General features: G+C 61.8%; 8 protein-coding genes. 2 read left to right on the forward strand and 6 right to left on the reverse strand.

The annotated features are described in order from the left end of the window. Window positions 1-92: 92 nt before the first annotated feature. The 6 genes from ACXAIC_RS03170 to ACXAIC_RS03195 all read right to left on the reverse strand — a co-directional run bounded on the left by ACXAIC_RS03170 (window position 93) and on the right by ACXAIC_RS03195 (window position 10,076). Complete coding sequence (locus ACXAIC_RS03170) at window positions 93-1,481, reverse strand: hypothetical protein (protein ID WP_475173537.1); 1,389 nt, start codon at window positions 1,479-1,481, stop codon at window positions 93-95. Between the two features lie 74 nt (window positions 1,482-1,555). Beyond that, window positions 1,556-2,149, reverse strand: a complete 594-nt coding sequence (locus tag ACXAIC_RS03175) for a hypothetical protein (protein ID WP_475173539.1) — start codon at window positions 2,147-2,149, stop codon at window positions 1,556-1,558. Window positions 2,150-2,174: 25 nt separating this feature from the next. Then, entirely contained in the window at window positions 2,175-3,605 is a 1,431-nt protein-coding gene (locus ACXAIC_RS03180) for an FAD-dependent oxidoreductase (protein WP_475173541.1), read from the reverse strand. A gap of 7 nt (window positions 3,606-3,612) precedes the next feature. Continuing rightward, window positions 3,613-4,434, reverse strand: coding sequence for an FTR1 family iron permease (locus ACXAIC_RS03185; protein ID WP_475173542.1), 822 nt, complete (start codon window positions 4,432-4,434; stop codon window positions 3,613-3,615). Continuing rightward, complete coding sequence (locus ACXAIC_RS03190; RefSeq protein ID WP_475173544.1) at window positions 4,431-7,961, reverse strand: hypothetical protein; 3,531 nt, start codon at window positions 7,959-7,961, stop codon at window positions 4,431-4,433. The genes ACXAIC_RS03185 and ACXAIC_RS03190 overlap by 4 nt, the downstream gene beginning before the upstream one ends. 66 nt (window positions 7,962-8,027) lie before the next feature. Then, window positions 8,028-10,076 carry a hypothetical protein gene (locus ACXAIC_RS03195; RefSeq protein ID WP_475173546.1) on the reverse strand — a complete coding sequence of 683 codons (2,049 nt, stop codon included), beginning with the start codon at window positions 10,074-10,076 and terminating at the stop codon, window positions 8,028-8,030. Window positions 10,077-10,885: 809 nt separating this feature from the next. On the opposite strand from ACXAIC_RS03195, the gene ACXAIC_RS03200 reads away from it, so the two are divergent. After that, the gene (locus ACXAIC_RS03200) at window positions 10,886-11,158 is read left to right on the forward strand and encodes a hypothetical protein (protein ID WP_475173548.1); all 273 of its coding nucleotides are present in this window, start codon (window positions 10,886-10,888) and stop codon (window positions 11,156-11,158) included. 188 nt (window positions 11,159-11,346) lie between these two features. Then, complete coding sequence (locus ACXAIC_RS03205; RefSeq protein WP_475173550.1) at window positions 11,347-16,848, forward strand: glutamate synthase-related protein; 5,502 nt, start codon at window positions 11,347-11,349, stop codon at window positions 16,846-16,848. The last annotated feature ends 13 nt before the right edge of the window (window positions 16,849-16,861 follow it).

Genomic DNA, 16,861 nt, shown 5'->3' on the forward strand with positions numbered 1-16,861 from the left:
CCCGCATCATAGGCTCAGGAGAGTGGCTGCCGGAATTGTGGTATGTAAGAAGTCCGGTCCGCGCGGGTGTGTTGGAACGGGCCAATCTTCCGTCAGCTGTCCGGCGGCCAGCGCTCCGGCTGGCAGAGCCAGAGGCCCTGCTCGCCCGGAACCCGGCCGGGCAGAAAGCGGGCCTTTCTGCACTTTGGTCCGCGCTGCGCACTGATCTTCACGAAGACCGCAGTCTTGCCTTTGAGGGAGGCCGCAGTGCTGGCCGGATAGGTGAGGTCATAGACACGGGCCCGGGTCAGCCGGGCACGCAAGAGCGCAAGGCCGTCCTGCGCCAGGACCACAGCATCCGGTCCCAGCCTGTTGATGGTCTCAACAGCAGCCTGAAGGGGCGCGCGATTTGGCGCTGGCTCAGCAGATCCAAGAGGTGGATGCAGCAGGATGCTGGCAATCATTAGCGCACCAAGCCCGGCGGCGAGACCTGCCCGTATGTGTTTCAGATGGTGCGAGACCGCCACGGCCAGAAGGGTGGTGACCGGCAGCAGATGGCGCAGGTGCTCAGGGTTCTGGAAGAGGAGGGTCCACAGGGCCGCCACCAGCAGGCTGGCCAGAAATGCCGCGGAGCGCCGGTCTTTGCCCCGGGGCAGATGGCAGCACAGAAGCAGGGCGGAATAGGGCAGAACAAGGCCGCCCAGAACAGCGCCATGGGTCAGGACCTGGGACCAGCCGCTGTGAGGGTGGCGGCTGAGGACCGTGTTGCCCCAGCCGAGCATATGACCTTCGAAAAAGCGCCAGCCTTCGGCAAAATAGCCCCAGCCTTCCAGCGCCATCAGAGCTAAGAGGGCGGGCAGCGCGGCGGCAAGGGCACCTGCACTGAGCGCCAGTGCCGTGCGCCGGGAGCTGAAGGCAATGGGAGCAAAGGCTGCGGCGAGAACCAGCCCGTCCGAGGGCCTTGCGGCGGCGGACAGGCCAAGGGCAAGGCCTGCCAGAAAGGTCTGGGCGTCTTCTTTCAGACCATGCGAAGCCCCGTCCGTCTGATCCGGCAACAGGGCAAAGAACATCAGAAAAAACAGCAGGCCGATGCTGTCCGATAGGCCGGACAGCGCGGCAAGGGGCAAAAAAGGCTGGGCCAGAACCAGTGCAAAACACAGGGCAGCGCGGGCACCGGAGCGTGTCCAGCGCCAGGTGATCAGGGCTGCGGCACCGGGCAGGGCCAGTGATGTGAAGAGGCTGGTGCGGATCAGCGCTGCCGCCGGATCCGGCCAGACATGAAGGGCAAGACGGCCGAGGCCGACAAAGGCGGGATAGCCTGGAAAGTGGGGCGAATAATCGAGGATTGAAAACCGTGTCAGCGCCCTGGAAAAGAACAGCGCATCATCGCAGGACAGGTCGGGCGGCAGGGCGAGCAGGAAACGTGCGAGCCAGACGAGATAGGCCGCAGACGCGAGCGCAAGCGCGAGGGTCAGCCCTGCCTGAGTTCTTGCGCCCCCCATCGTCCTGAGGGACGCCACCCCGTGTGGCGGTCGCCCTTTGGGAGTGGGGGGTCCTTGTGACAGAAGGGTCTGCGTCACTTCTGGGGCGCGGCGCGCAGGGCGCTCAGGATCTTGTCATGGGCGGCGGCGAGGGCGGCAGGGTCTGGATCCTGTGCGCCATAGCCAAAAACGCCCGGCTTGCCGACCGCATCCAGCGCCTTTTGAAGCTCGGCGGAAATGGTCTGGCGGGTGTCTGCCGGAAGGTCTCCCTCAAGGGCGGAGAAAAAGGCCAGGGCGGATGCAATGAGGGTCGAGGCGGTCTGGTAGGTGGTGATGTTTTGGGAGGCGGAGGACAGGCGCCGGTCGATCTGGTCAATGGTGGCGCGCCGCAGTGCCGCCTTTGCGGCATCTGCGTTTTTCGCCGCCAGGGCCTTTGTGAAGGCCTCGGAAATGCCCGGGTCCCCCTTGAAACTCTCCTCGCCTTTTTCCAGAAGATCGAGATCCGGCTTGAAGGTGGCGGCGGCCTGTTCAGCCGCCGGCCAATCTCCGCCATTGACGGCGGCAAGAAAAGCCTCACGTCCGGCAATCAGAGGATCGGATTGGGGGGAGGCATAGGTATAGGCTTGTGCCGGGGCCGCCGCCAAAAGGGTGAGGCTCAAAAAGGCGGCAAAGATCAGCTGGGGTCTCATGGGCAGGGTCCTTCCGGCCTCCGTTTCAGGCAATGCTTTCGGTTTCAATGACGACCCGTTCGTTGCGGTGATCGCGCACCGCCCGGCGCTGGTCCCGGCCGTCCAGCAGCGCCTCCGCTGCCATCTGGCCCATCTCCATGGCCGTGTCGGTGAAGACATAGCGGAAGCTGCCCTGCCGGCCGCATTGGGTCAGGTTTTCGATCTGGCCCAGACGGGCAAAGGCCCGCTCCCGCTCCAACTGATAGCCCTGGCGCATCAAGGGATAGGCCTTGGCCGCACGGGTGGAAAAATACTCGCCGCTGGCCATGGCCGGATCGATGCCCAACTCGGCCAGTTGCAGGCACAAGGTGGCAAAAAGCTGATCATCGGGCATTTCCCAAAGTGCTTGTCCGGGGTTGCAGGGAATTTCCAGCATGATCGACGTTTTGCCGGGCGGAGCCATTTCGGCAGAGCGCCGCTTGGGTTCCTGAAGGCGGGTCGCCAGAATGTGCGGATCGGACAGATACTGCCAGGTGTTGGGGGAGATATCCTCCACATCCATCAGCATGTTGAAAAACCTCAGGCCCCGGAAGGTCAGCGCCGACCGGCCGCCGGTCAGCCGCACCATGTCGGGCAGGGGAACTGTCGAAATCACCGCATCGCAGGCCAGACAGCCGTTTTCGGTCTCCACCTTGCTGATCCTGTTCCCGCTCATCTGAAACCCGGTCACGCCGGTTCCGGTCCGGATGTCTGCTCCCAGCGCTTCCACATGCCGGGCGAGCCGTTCAAACAGCATGCCGAACCCGAGGCGCGGATAGCGGTAGGTTCTGGCATAGGTGCGCAGACCCTTGCCGCTGCCGGGCAGAAGGCGGCGGGCGACGTCCTTCAGATCGATCAGGCTGATACGCTGTTCGGCCCAGTCGCCGGAGAGCTCGGACGGGGGAATGCCCCAGAGCTTTTCCGTGTAGCCGGCAAAAAACCGCTTGTAGAGCGTTGGCCCGAACCGCGCCTTTGTCCAGGTTTCAAAATCCGCCGTCCCGTCCGGTTGCTCCCGTTTGAGCAGCTTTCCGGCAAGATCGCCTGCAGCCCCTGCCAGAAGGGAGGGCGGCGCCGTTGCCAGAAGGTTCCCGATCGACAGGGGATAGTCATAGGTGCGCCCGCCCAGCCGGATGACGGAGCGCCGTTCGGCATAAAGAAGATCAGCGCCCACCAGGGTTTCCACCAGGTTCAGCAGGTCCTGGTTGCTGGTGATGAAGCGATGGCCGCCAAAGTCAAACCGGTAGCGCCCGGCCTTGCCGTCAAACACCGTCGTGCCGCCAAGCCCGCCGGTGCCATCGCGCTTTTCCAGCACCGTGACAGCTGTCCCGGCCCTGGCAAGTGTATAGGCAGCCATCAGACCGGACGGTCCGGCTCCGATCACCACCACATGGCGCAGGGAACTTGGGCGGGCGGGCCCGGACTTTGGGGGCGTCAGCATCAAGCTCTCATGCGTTTTTGGGGGTGGCTGAAGTGGCATAGGCGCGGTGCCACAGGGTCAATGACAGGCTCAAGAACCCGAACCAGACTGCAAACTGCAGCGGGCTGGGCGAAGCGGAATAGCCGAACAGCCCGCGCAGAAACTGGCCCACCCCGCTCGTGTCCGGCAGCACTGCAGAGAGGTCGAAAAGGGGTGTCAGCGGGCCGGGCAGATAGCCAAGCCCCTGGAAGATATTCGTTGCAGACGACAACAGGCCAGCAGCAATGAACAGGATCAGAAAGCTGGACCAGCGGAAAAAACGTCCAATGGGCAGATGGCGTGTGCCCCGCATCATCAGCCATACCAGCAGGGCTGCAAGCCCGGCCCCCAAAACGCCCCCGGTCCAGGAAATCTCAACCCCGGAAAACATCAGTGCGGACAGGAACAGGATGGTTTCCATAAATTCGCGCCAGACGGAGACAAAGGCCAGAAAGGCGATGCCGATGACATTGCCGGTGGAGATATAGTCCCGCAAATGCGCCTTGGCCGAGCCGGTCATTTCCCGAGCCTGTTTTTCCATCCACACAGCCATATAGGTCAGGACAGCGGCGGCGAGCAGCATGATCGCGCCGGTCAAGATCAGGCGATAGGTCTTGCTGTAAAACTCGTTGACGGCGAATTCGAACGCGAAGGCGGCGGCAAGGGCGACGATGGCTCCGGCAAGGGCGCCGGCAAAGATCCAGACCGCGTATCGCCCCGCTTCCAGCTTGCGCAGATAGGCCAGCAGAATGCCGACCAGAAGGAAGGCTTCAAGGCCTTCGCGGAAGACAATCAAAAACGTTCCGATCATGGTTCACGGCCTTCCAGGATTTGGGTGACATGCTCCAGCTCGATGGCTTCCGGAGGCGGCATTTCGGGGAAACGTTCGCGGACTAGATCCGTAACCTTTTGAGGGAATGTCCGGAACATCAGTTTCGCTTCGACCTTGAGGGGATACCGGGCCGAGGCCGGCACCTTGTAGAGTTCATCGCGGAACCCGCCGGGGGGGATGCGCGTGTCCTGAAGCATTTTCCGGTGCTCCCAGAATTTTAACAGCAGATGATGGCCCTTGGCATCGCCGAAAACATCGCGGAACAGATGGGCGTCCGGATCCAGGGTTCCGTCCGAAGCCAGTTTGCCGGAGTGCACCATTTCCTTGCCCGTGGCGTCCCACACGCTCACATCCAGCCAGAGCTGACGGAAATCGGAAACGCCGGTCGGCAGGTTGTGGCCTGCGCCCACATTCTTGACCCGCACCACCACATCGCCGCTGCCATCTGCTTCTGCCTTGAAAGAGGTCTCCAGCTCCGCAGCGCTCTTCAAGTGTTCGATTGTCATCCGGCGGCGCTCCGGGCTGCGCAGCCCGGCCAGATGGTATTGGGCCCCGACAAAATTGTGCGACCGGTAGCGGGGCGAGACGGGGCCGCCATCGGTGGCAATGCCCGGCGCCGGATCGCTGCCGGTGACATTCAGGCTCATGTGGCAGTCATTGCAGGTGGTGGAGGCGGCCGGATTGTCTCTGTCGTGATACGGGGAGGCGAGCCATTCGGAGTAGGTGGAGGTGGTTTGCGCGCCTAAGCCGGGGGTGAATTCCTCGTGGCAGGCGGAACAGAATTCCGGGCCTTTCAGGGCTGGCGGGCTGAAGGAGCGGGCATGTTCTTCCGGCTCTGCCCGGATCGCCCGTTCGGCCAGCCAGCGCACCGCCGGAGAGGAGGAGGCTTCTCCCGGATAGGTTTGCCGGTCTTTCAAGGAGATCTGGAGACTCGCGTTGCCGCCGCCGGTTGGGCCCGCAAGTTCCACTTTTTTCGTGCGGTGGCAGAAGACGCAGCCAGTGCCCTCGTCAATGGCATGAACATAGTGCTTCAGCCGTGCCTCAAGTGCCTTGCCGTCCGTTGCAAACAACTGGGCAACGCCCTGGCCGCCACCGGTCTTGCGTTTGCCCGACAGCAGCGCCTGGGGCGCATGGCAGCCCATGCACCAGACCCGGAAGGGCTCGCCAACCGATTTCGCAGCCAGGTCTTCCAAAACCACATAATAAGGATTGGACTCGCCCATGAGACGGTGCATCGAGCCGGTCCATTCCTGATAGATTTTGCTGTGGCACGTGCCGCAAAGGGCCGGATTGATCCAGTCCTTGTGATCGACCGCTCCGGAGCCGTCTTCCCCGCGCAGCCATGTGGACAGGAGTGGCAGATTGTAATCCGAGGTCACATAGGCATGCAGATCCCGCATCCTTGCGGCAACCTCCGGCGGCGGGTTGTCCGGGTCGATTTTTGGTGAAGTGCTTTGGGGATCTGCACCCATGCCGCCCTGGGTCTGCTGGGCCATGCGGATATATTCGCCAACGAAATTGCCGCTGACGAAGGATTTGAGACTGAAGTGGCCCGGAACGGCGTTCCGGGTGATGTCCCGGGACGTGTCCCGGAAAAGCGCACCATTGGTGTAGTTGAACCCGGTCAAATGGCAACTGGCGCAGCTCATCCAGTTGCGCCCGGCCATGGGCGCGTCGGGAAAGGCTGCGGTTTTGGCAAGATGAAACAGCCTCAAGCCCCGGCGCAGATGCGGGTCAAGCGGGTCCTTGCTGACCAGTTTTGCAAAGCTCGGGCTGGTGACGGACATTTGCGAAAATGGTCCGCCGCCGCCTGCGGAGATCAGCGAGAGGTCAAGGCCCATGGCGTTCTGGATCAGAATATCGTTGCCATCCACCACGATCCCGCGCGGGTTCTCACCCGGCAGGGCAAAGACTTTGGAGGCCATGGCGCCGAGCGTGCCGCTTTTGGCATCTTCGTCCCCAGAGGCTTTGGGAGCGCGGGACAGATCAAAGATCACCAGGTCCTCGCTCCCGGCCATCACCGCATAGACCTTGGAGCCGTCTTCCGAAAAGGCCGCGTCATAAGGGTTTGACACGATCCGCTGGACATTGCCCGCGTCAATCACGTTGATCTGCGCAAACAGCTGTTTGCGCCGGTTGACCAGCTCGTGCTCCTTGCCCTGTTCCAGCCAGAGCACGGAGAGCGCGGGAAAGAGGTTGGTCTGAAACTGGAAGGGATGGGTGAAGTTCCAAAGGTGGTGCGGCAGCCAGGCCTGTTTCAGATCCGGGCTCAGCACGATCCGGTCGAGCGCTCTCGGGACCCCTTGGGACTTTGTTGGATCGGCATTGGTGCTTTTGGCCAGTCGGATGGTCTTTTCAAGCCTGGGCGGCAGCACCATTGTGTCATAGATCGACACTGCGCCGGTCAGCGCATGGGTGATCAGCAGGCGGCCATCGGGCAGCAGCGCAAGCCCGCGCGGTGTGTCTTCCACATTCAGCGTCACCTTGATCCGGGCATCCGTGTCGAGCCCGTAAAGGGTGTGGCTTTCTCCCGCGCTCACCCAGAACAGCTGATTTCTGGCATCGAAGATCACCCCATAGGGTTTGCTGGCCAGGTGGCGGGACGCCTTTGTCTTCAGGGTTTTGGCATCCAGGATATGCACCATGTCGCCGCCATGGTCGGTAACGGCGAGCAGGGTCTCGTCGTCATTGAGGGCGACGGTGCGGATCTCCCGTCCAAGCTGGGCCTCGCTCAGCAGCTTGCCGTCCTTGCGGCGGATTTTCGACACTGAGCCTGCCTCGAAATTGGCACTGTAGAGAACGGATTTGTCCGCACTGAACAAAAGCGATGTGCTGGCGGTTGCCTTTGAAGGCGCTGCCGGGGTTGCGTGAAGCTCGCTGCCGGCGGAGGAGAGAGCCATCATCGCCGCGGTCAGGGAGGTCAGTCCAAGACGGCGGAGCAGGGTGCGCAAGGTGCTGCGGGGCCAGGAATGCCACAGCACCACGGCCATCAGTGGCACGGCCAGAAGAAGATGAATGAGATGGGCGGCGGTGCCGATGGCCGAGAAATTCTCGCCAATGAACAACAGCCATGCGCCGCAGAGCACCATGACCAGCAACAGGATTTCGATGGTCCGGCCGGTGCGGCGGAACCGGGGGCGCCGGCTGGCGGCCAGATGGCCCCGGTGCAGGGCCCAGAAGATGAGAATGACGGCTGGAAACAGCACGAGTGCAGCGGCCAGATGAACGGTCAGCGCCCAGCGTTTCACAACCCAGGGCACGTGGGTGTATTCGGTGATCATCAGGCCGGTGGCCAGCAACAGCACAAGACAGGCTTCCACCGGACGGATGAGTTTCATGGACAAACGGGCGAGGCTGCGCAGCCTGCGCTGGAAGGGGGAAGGCGCACCGGAGCGGGACAAAGGCTGCGCATCAGCCGCCGGCCGGGTCCGGGGCTGATGCCGTGTGCCGGATTGCGCTCCGGTTGGTGCCGGGTTGGATGTCAAGGCCTCGTCCACGCGGTTCAATCCAGCTTGTCCTCTCCCAGATGGCCGGCGGCCCGGCCATCTGCCCAATATGCGCCGGTGTCCGGCCTAGTTCGCAGGGCTTATCTCGACCTTGGAAGCCATGACGGCTGCCGTGCCGTTCGGGCCGCCTGCAAAGGTGACCGATTTCACGCCGTTTTCGTTCACATCACCGGTATCATTCTTGGCGGTCATGTGTTCACCGGTGTCGTTCAGCCATTCGGCCAGCTGCAGCTTCAGCGCAACGGTCTTGAACCAGGCCGCATAGCGCTCGGACAGATGGGAAAGGCTGAGCTTCGGATCTGAGGGATCCGAGCGTGAAACAAGGTTGAGCATCAACTCGCGAAGGCCCCCGCTGACAACTCCGGCTGTTCTCGGGTCAACGTCGAACGATGATCCCGGATGATTGTTAAATATACCGAGTGCGGGATCGAAGAAATGGGCTTCTGCGGCCAAATAGAGAGATTTTGCTGCGTCGCGGTATTTTTCGTCTCCCGTTGCCAGATATGCGGCGCTGAGCCCGCGCAGGGCCGCGAACTGGGCCAGAAGCGAGTGGGTGCCGGACGGGCCCTTGACCGTGTCATAGCTGTCGGAGATTAGGCCCTCCTTGCCGATCAGCTTGGTGAGCATGAAATCGGCTTCGGACCGGATCGCCTTCAGCGCCTGTTTGCCTTCCGCTGTTTCCAGGGACTTGCCGCTGCTGGCCGAGGCGTAGCCCACCGGCAAAGCGTCAATTGCCCGCTCATAGATGCGCAGGGCCACCATGGCATAGGCCGCGTCATAGGTGGTGCTTTTGGTGCCCTGTTTGCCGTCTTTCCAGGTGTCGAGGAAAATGCCGTCCTTTTTGTCGTAGTTCAGGGTCAGAAGGTTTTGCGAGGTCAGGCGGGTCAGTTCCTGCACGATGGTGAAAGGATCATCCGCCGCTTTTTTGGCAAACGGGCCGGTGCCGAGATTTTCCTTCGGAGCGGCCGGGAAGGGGGCACCATCAAAGACGGCCTCAAATTCCGGTTTTTTGTTGTGATTGACCGTGCGCTGATCGGCAAAGCCGTAGAATTCGCCGAGTGGCCAAAGCATGGACCAGAGCGAGCGCAGGCTGGAGCTGCCGTCTTCCACTGTGGCCTTGCCGACTGCTGAGACGCCGTTTTTCCGGGTCATGTCCACATGGATGCGGTTGGGGAACCAGACCGGAGAGGCGCTGGCATCATAGTCCACCGGGATTCTGGCGCCCAGTTTTGTGCCGTCATAGGCAAACTGATCACGCATCATTGTCAGCGCGTCCCAGGAAATTTCCGTCAGCATGTTCCCGTTGAAGCCGTCCGAGCCGACATCGCCAAGAGCGATATCCGGGTCCTTGTCTGTCTGGGGGCCGCTGACATTGTCCAGGGCCTCATCCGTGGACACTTTATGCATCTGGCGCATGTAATCCTGGGCCCAAAGCACGTCTTTCAAAAGACCCATGCCGGCGGTTTCCGGCGTAAAGGCATGAACAGCGCCCTGACCGGTCCAGCGCAGGGTCTTGTAGTCGCGGAAATAGGCCGGCAGCACCGCCTGGATCGATCTGGCATGGCCGGCATCCGTGACCACATCCATCGGTGTTGTGGCCTGAACCGCTACGTCCACCGGCTTGGCGAATTGCGGCGTGCTTTTGGGAAAGGGGAACGTGATCGGATAGAAATTTTGCGGCAGGTCGGCAGGTGTTTCCCCCGCTGCAGCTGCCAGATCCACCACCCGCTTGCCAAGCGCTTCCATAGGGTTGCCCTTGCCAGCCCGCTTGAGGTTGACCGGGCCATTGGCCAGATGTGGACCCAGGCCAGACTTGTAATAGACCGAGTACATGGCCTCTTCGGACATTTCATAGGACAGGATCCCGGCGCTGAAATCGAACGGATCCGGCTTGTTGGCCTGGTCCGGGTCGAGAACGTCGAGATTGAGGCCAAGCCCTTCCGCAAGCGGCTCGCCGGACAATTCATATTCCACATAGGCGAAAAAGCCGGCAGGCGTGTCCCAGGACCCGTCGATGACCTTTGACGTGACATCCTGCGCCTGGGCCTGGGTGCCAAGCGTGAGGGCGGCTGATCCGATCAGCACATGGGCGAGTGACTTTGTGATTCGTGACATCGGGCTACCTTTGAATTTGGACGGAACCGGACCTGAAGCGGCGCGGCTCCTGGCGCCTCAGCGCCGGAGTTTCAAGACATGCGCGGTCTTGCAGAAGACCGGCTGCGGGCGGCACAGGGGTCAATCGGCAGGTCTGCCAGGGTATTGTTTTGCAGGGGGATTGGCGGGATGGCTTTTGGATGCGGCTATGGGGCTGGGCGGTGTCCCGCAGGAGCGGGAACGGTGCTTTCAGGCGAGAATGCAAAGTTGGGCATGTGATCCGGGCAAGGGCTTGGGAGCACCCTTTTTGTGTTAAAAACCCTGCGGGAAGCACGTCAGGTCCAAAAGGACTGGCGCACGTCCGCACGTGATCTATGTTCGCCATAGTATTCGCTCCAACCCGAACAGGAAGCACAAGACCGGAGACCCCGGCCCAATAACGGTATGTGTGAAGACATGACTGGCGGTGGCGAACCCCGGTCAAAGCCCCGACCGGGAGACATGTGCAACGATTACGTTCCCATACATGTGGAGAGGGCTATGCAAGGTCAAATTAACTTCTGTTCAGAATTGATCCGGTGCACGGTCGGGGTTTATTTTCCGGCAAATAATGACGTTAAGTAAATTTAAGAAGTGCCAAAACTTTTCTGGGGTGTCTTCTGACAAAAAGGTCCGGCCGGATATTGCACTTTGGGTGTGATCCGCGCGCCGCCTGACCGGCTTATTGTCAAGACCGAACCCGGCTGCCAGCTCATCATGAACGATGGAGGGGACAGCGCCTCCGGAACGGATGGGCTCTTGAAGCCGTTTTCTGTAGAATTTCCGGATGAGTGGGCCTTTCCAGCTTCTATTTGCTGCGAGAAGCCCTTCGCACTCTTTTAGAGTATCGCTCGATCCGCAGCGCTTTGCGGGCCTTGATCGCTTCAAAAAAAATCTGCCTGAACCTGTTTTGTGCAACGGCGGCCAAAGCCTCCATCTCGCCCAAGGGAAACCCGCGCCGCTGGGAAAAGGTCAAGCTGACAAAGATCCGCCGTCCGGCTCTGCAGGTTCTCCGGTTCTTCCGCGTTGTCAAAAATAAACTTGAAACTTTTAGTCAAGTTTAATACCCAAGTGGCCTAAGGTTCCGCCAGCCCAGACCGGGAGGTCCGGGTCAGCCAAAATATCCTGAATGTTCAGAACCTTTGACAAGGCACGGTCCGCGTTTGCGGTCCGGCCGGGTTTTGCATGCGCCGGTGCGCGCGACGGACAAGGCAGGCGGCAGAAGGTCAACAGATTGAGGAGACGCATATAGGTGCATAAGGGTGAGTTCGGATTATACGACCCGCAGGACGCCAAGAGCAGCTGCGGGGTTGGTTTCATCACACGCAAGGACGGTGTCCAGACCCATGACGTCCTTGAGCTGGCCCATGAGGCCCTGTGTGCGGTCCCCCATCGCGGCGGCATGTCGTCAGAAGGGGTTGGCGATGGCGCTGGTGTGTCGATTGATCTGTCCGAACCGTTTTTCCGCCAGCTGACCGGCCGGGACACGCTCACACCCGGCACATTCGGCGTTGGCAATTTCTTTCTGCCCAACGATCCTGCCGAATATCCGGCGGCGGAAGCCCTTGTGGAGACCGTGCTGCAATTGCATGGGTTTGAGGTGATCCTGACGCGGGATGTGCCGGTGGACAATGCCGCCCTGCGCCCGCGCGCCGTGCCCTATCAGCTGCCGATCCGGCAATGGGTTTTCGTGTCCGCTGACGAGCGCACGCCTGTGATCTGCGACAAAACCGTGCACCAGGCCCTGCTTGCGATTGAGGCCAAGGCCTATACGGATGCCGCGCTGGACGGGCTTTATCCGCTGTCGCTCAGTGCCCGCACGCAAGTGTTCAAGGGGCGGCTGAATTCCTATGAGCTGGTGCCCTATTTTACCGACTTGCGCGACCCGGCGCACAAGGTCCACACCCTGTTTTTCCATACCCGGTTTTCCACAAACACCGATCCCCATCCAAGCATGGCGCAGCCGTTCCGCCTGATGGCGCATAATGGGGAACTCAATACGGACAAGAAGAACCGGCTGTCGGAAGCGGCCGTTGCGAGCGCGAAAAACGCCAGCATCATCCGCCCGCGTGGCCAGTCGGACAGTTGCCGTCTGGACCAGACCCTGCAGGGCCGTGTGCTGCAGGACGAGCTGGATCTTGTGACCGCTGTGGTCTCAATGATGCCGCCCGCCTGGGAAAACGATCCTTCGCTTTCCGCGGATGTGCGGGCAATGCTGGAATATTTCTCTCTTTATGAGGAGAAGAATGACGGCCCGGCGGCGCTGATCTTCAGCGACGGCACGATTGTTGGAGCCCGGCTGGACCGGCTGGGCCTACGCCCGTTGCGCTCCACCGAAACGGCCGAATATCTGACCGTCATGTCCGAGGCGGGGCAGATCAACTTCCCGCCGGAAGATATTTTACGGCGTGGGCGGATCGAAGCTGGCGGCATGCTCTATTATGACCATCGCGAAAAGCGCCTCTGGGAAACGCGCGACACTCTGGAACGGCTGGCGTCGGAGCGGGATTACATGGCGCTTCTGGCCGAAGCGCGGCTGAACCTTGCCGAGGAGCGGGGCGAGCCGATCAAGATCCCCGGACGGCTTGTGCCCTATGAGGGCGACCTGTCACTGCACCAGCGCTACGTTGCATATTCCCACAATCAGGAAAGCTTCCGCTTTCTCATGGACCCGATGCTGGCCACCGGGGCGGAGAAGATCTCCGCCATGGGCTATGGCGCCGCCATCAATGCCCTGTCCGACCGGGAAGGCGGCGTTGCGAAATACTTTTCCCAGCGCTTCGCCCAGGTGACCAATCCGCCGCTCGATTCCATCCGCGAAGCCGATGGCATGACCTTGCGCGTGGCGTTGGGCAGCAAACCGAGCTTTACCGGGTCGGACCACAAACAGGTGGTGATCGAAAGCCCGATCCTGTCCCGCACGGACATGAAATGGCTGCGCACCCAGACCGTGACGCCGGTCCGGGTCGCGGAAATGCTCTATTGTCCGGTGTCAGGCAACCCGGCGGCGAATGCGTCTGCCCTGAAAGCGGCGATCGATGCGCTTTGCTCAGATGTGGCAGAGCATGTGGCGGACAAGGGCGGCATCGTGATCCTGAGCGACCGCCAGGTTGCCTCCGGCCGTGCGGCCCTGCCGACGGCGCTGGTGGTCTCGGCGGTCAACCAGAAGCTGATTGAGGAAGGGCTGCGGCTCAAGGCCTCGCTGATCGTGGAAAGCGGCCAGATCTCTTCGGCCCATCATATTGCCATCGCGCTTGGGTTCGGCGCGTCTGCGGTCTATCCGCTGGCGGTCCAGCTGCGGGCGGAAGAAACCTTCCCGGAAGACGCGGACGCGGCCTTCAGGCGCTTTGCCAAGGCGGCGGAAAAGTCGCTGCTCAAGACTATGGGCAAGGTCGGCCTGTGCACGGCGGAAAGCTATATTGGCGGGGAATTTTTCGAGCCCAACTTCCTGGACACGCAGGATCCGGTTCTGAAACGCTATTTCCCCAATGTGAAGACGCCGGTGGGCGGGGTCGGCTTTGAGACGATTGCAGCCGCCGTTCATGACTGGCATGAGCGCGCGCGCACTGTCAGCGGCGAAAAGGACATTCCGCTGCTGGGCCTCTTCAAGGAGCGGGCGGAAGGGGCCGGCCATTCCTATGGCACCACCGCGGTGCGCGGCTTTGTCGACATGACCGAGGAAGCTGTGCAGCTGAATGGCAATCCGGATGCGGGGGCGGAGGACGACTATCTGCGCCTTCTGCCGGTTGACCGGCTGCAGGATGCGTTCGGGCTGGACGAAACCGCCTATACCTATACGAATTTCGAAACGCTGACCCCGCAGATGATCGACGCGTTTACGGTCACTCCGGGCTACCGGGCCTTTTCGCGCATGATGGCGGAGGAGCGGGCGCGCCGCCCGGCCGCCTTGCGCGATGTTCTGGACTTTCCGGCGGATGTTTCGTTCGCGGCCTCCGCACCGGAATTTGAACGCGAGTTCCGCCGCTTTTCCCTTGCTGGAAATACGTCCTTCCAGATCCGGGGCCTGACCTGTGCCCGGGAGGCGGAGGATAGGTTCAAACTGGCCCTGACCGGGGCTGGCGGCAATGAACTGACCCGGCGCTCTGATCTGGCCGAGGCGCTTGTGCGCCGGTTTGGCGGGGCGATCCAGGGTCATTGGCTGGAAGACAGCCACCTCAAGGTGCGTGCTGAGGGCAAGGCTGCGGCCTTTTTGAGCCGGATCTGCCCTGCGCCCGATGGCATTGCCCTTCGGAAGGTCCAGCCAGCCAGCGCGATCACCCCGCTTCTGGCCAGCGGGGCCATGAGCCACGGAGCGCTGGTGGCTGCGGCCCATGAGGCGGTGGCCCATGGCACCAACATGGCGGGTGGCATGTCCAATTCCGGCGAGGGCGGGGAACATATTTCGCGCTACGGCACCATCCGCTCTTCCAAGATCAAGCAGTTTGCCTCTGGCCGCTTCGGCGTCTGGGCGGGCTATCTGGCTGACCCGAACCTGGAAGAAATCGAGATCAAGATCGGCCAGGGCGCCAAGCCGGGCGAGGGCGGGCAGCTGCCTGCGCCCAAGGTGACGGTGGAAATTGCGGCAGCCCGGGGCGGTACGCCCGGCGTGGAGCTGGTATCGCCGCCCCCCCATCACGACACCTATTCCATTGAGGATCTGGCCCAGCTCATCCATGATGCGAAAGCGGCGCGGGTGCGGGTGATCGTCAAGCTGGTGTCTTCCGAAGGCATCGGCACGATTGCGGTGGGCGTTGCCAAGGCCGGGGCCGATGTGATCAATGTGGCCGGAAACACCGGCGGCACCGGGGCGGCGGCCGTGACGAGCCTGAAATATACCGGCCGCTCCGCCGAGATCGGTATTGCCGAAGTGCATCAGGCGCTATGCGCCAACGGCATTCGCCAGAAGGTGGTGCTGCGTTGTTCCGGGGCCCATCAGACCGCCAGCGATGTGGTCAAGTCGGCCTGTCTCGGGGCGGATTCCTTTGAATTCGGCACCACCGCGCTGATGATGCTGAAATGCGTCATGGCCAAGAACTGCAATGTCAAATGTCCGGCCGGATTGACGACCAATCCGGAAGTGTTTGATGGCGATCCGCGCGCGCTTGCCCAGTATCTCTTGAACATTGCCCACGAGACCCGGGAAATCCTGGCCGGGCTCGGCCTGCCGTCTCTTGGGGCGGCGCGAGGCCGGGGCGATCTTCTACACCTGATCGACCACGCGGCCCAGGTGGGGCATCTGGATCTGACCTCCATGCTGGCCTGTGTTGAAGACAGGCAGGTTGAGGACCCGGTCTATCTGGAAAAGGACTTTCAGCTGGATGACCGCTTTGCGGAGACAGTCCGCAAGGAGCTTCTGGAAGACGGCGCACAGACCGTATGGCTGCGGCCGAACGCACAGCTGAACACCTGCAACAAGACGGTGGCCGGTCAGCTGGCCATCGACATTGAGCGCCTTTTGAACCACGAGGGCGAGGCCCTGTCCGGCAAGTTGTCTCCAGCTGTGCTGCAGGATGACCGGGGCCGCCGTTATCTGGATGCGGACACGGTGCGGATTGAGACATCGGGCGCCGCTGGCCAGTCTTTCGGCGCCTTCTGCAATGACGGCATGCGCCTCGACCACAGCGGCACCTGCAATGACGGGGTCGGCAAGAGCGCCTGTGGTGGCACCTTGATCGTGCGCTCTCCCGGCGGCGGGTCCGGGGATGCTGGCGGCAATGTCCTGATCGGCAATTTCGCCCTGTTCGGGGCCACGGGTGGTCGCACCTTTATTGAGGGGCAGGCCGGGGACCGGTTCGCAGTCCGCAATTCCGGCGCAACGGCCGTTGTTGAAGGGGTTGGCGAATTCTGCTGCGAATACATGACCAATGGTGCGGTCTTGAACATTGGCAGCTTTGGCAAGGGCTTTGCCAATGGCATGAGCGGCGGCTTTGCCTACCAGTACGATCCTTACGGTGAGCTTGGCTCCAAAGTCAGTCACGATTCGGTGGATCTGGGCGCCCTCGGCGAGGAGGCGCCGCTGGCCCGGATACATGCGGATGCGGTCCATTTCCTGTTGAGCCTTCATGCGGAGGCAACCGGCTCGGCCAAGGCCGTCTGGCTTCTGGACAACTGGGAGAGCGAGCGGCGCAATTTCGTCTACGCCATGCCGAAATCCCTGCGGCTTTATCAGGACAGTGATGCGATCCTGGCGGCCCATTCGCGCAAGGAGCTGATTGAGGAACTGAGCAGCGCGCTGGTGGCGTACCAGATGCAGAAATTCAAGACAGCCCTGAAATCCGGCGCACCGGTTCTGGACGGAGCGGTGCCCGGCTATGGCGAGACGGACACTGAGGAGATGTTTGTTCTTCTGAACAACTATCTGGTCATGTCCACGGCCCAGTCGCTTGCGCTAGGCCGGGTGCAGGGCAGTCGGAGCATTACCGACGAGGCAGTGGACAAGGCGGCCCGCAATCTCCTGCTGACGGAGGATTTTGCACTGTTGAAAAAGCTGCAGAGTGCAGCGCGCACGGCGGTCAGCGAATATGACGATCAGGAGTTGGCCGTGCTGATCGCGGACAAACGGCTGCGGGACTACAAGACCGCGCTTGCCCGCCGGAATGTCCTTTCCATGGACAGTCCGGGCACCTATGGCTGGATCCTGTTCCAGAATGCCAAGAACCGCGCGCTTGTCGGCTCCCTGCCCAGTTTCGAGGAACTGTTCGCACGGCACAGCCTTGACGACCTGATGGCCTTCACGGCCGCCCATGCGCGCTGAGACGAGACAAGAA

This window comes from Roseibium sp. AWQ4_254 (assembly GCF_056161025.1).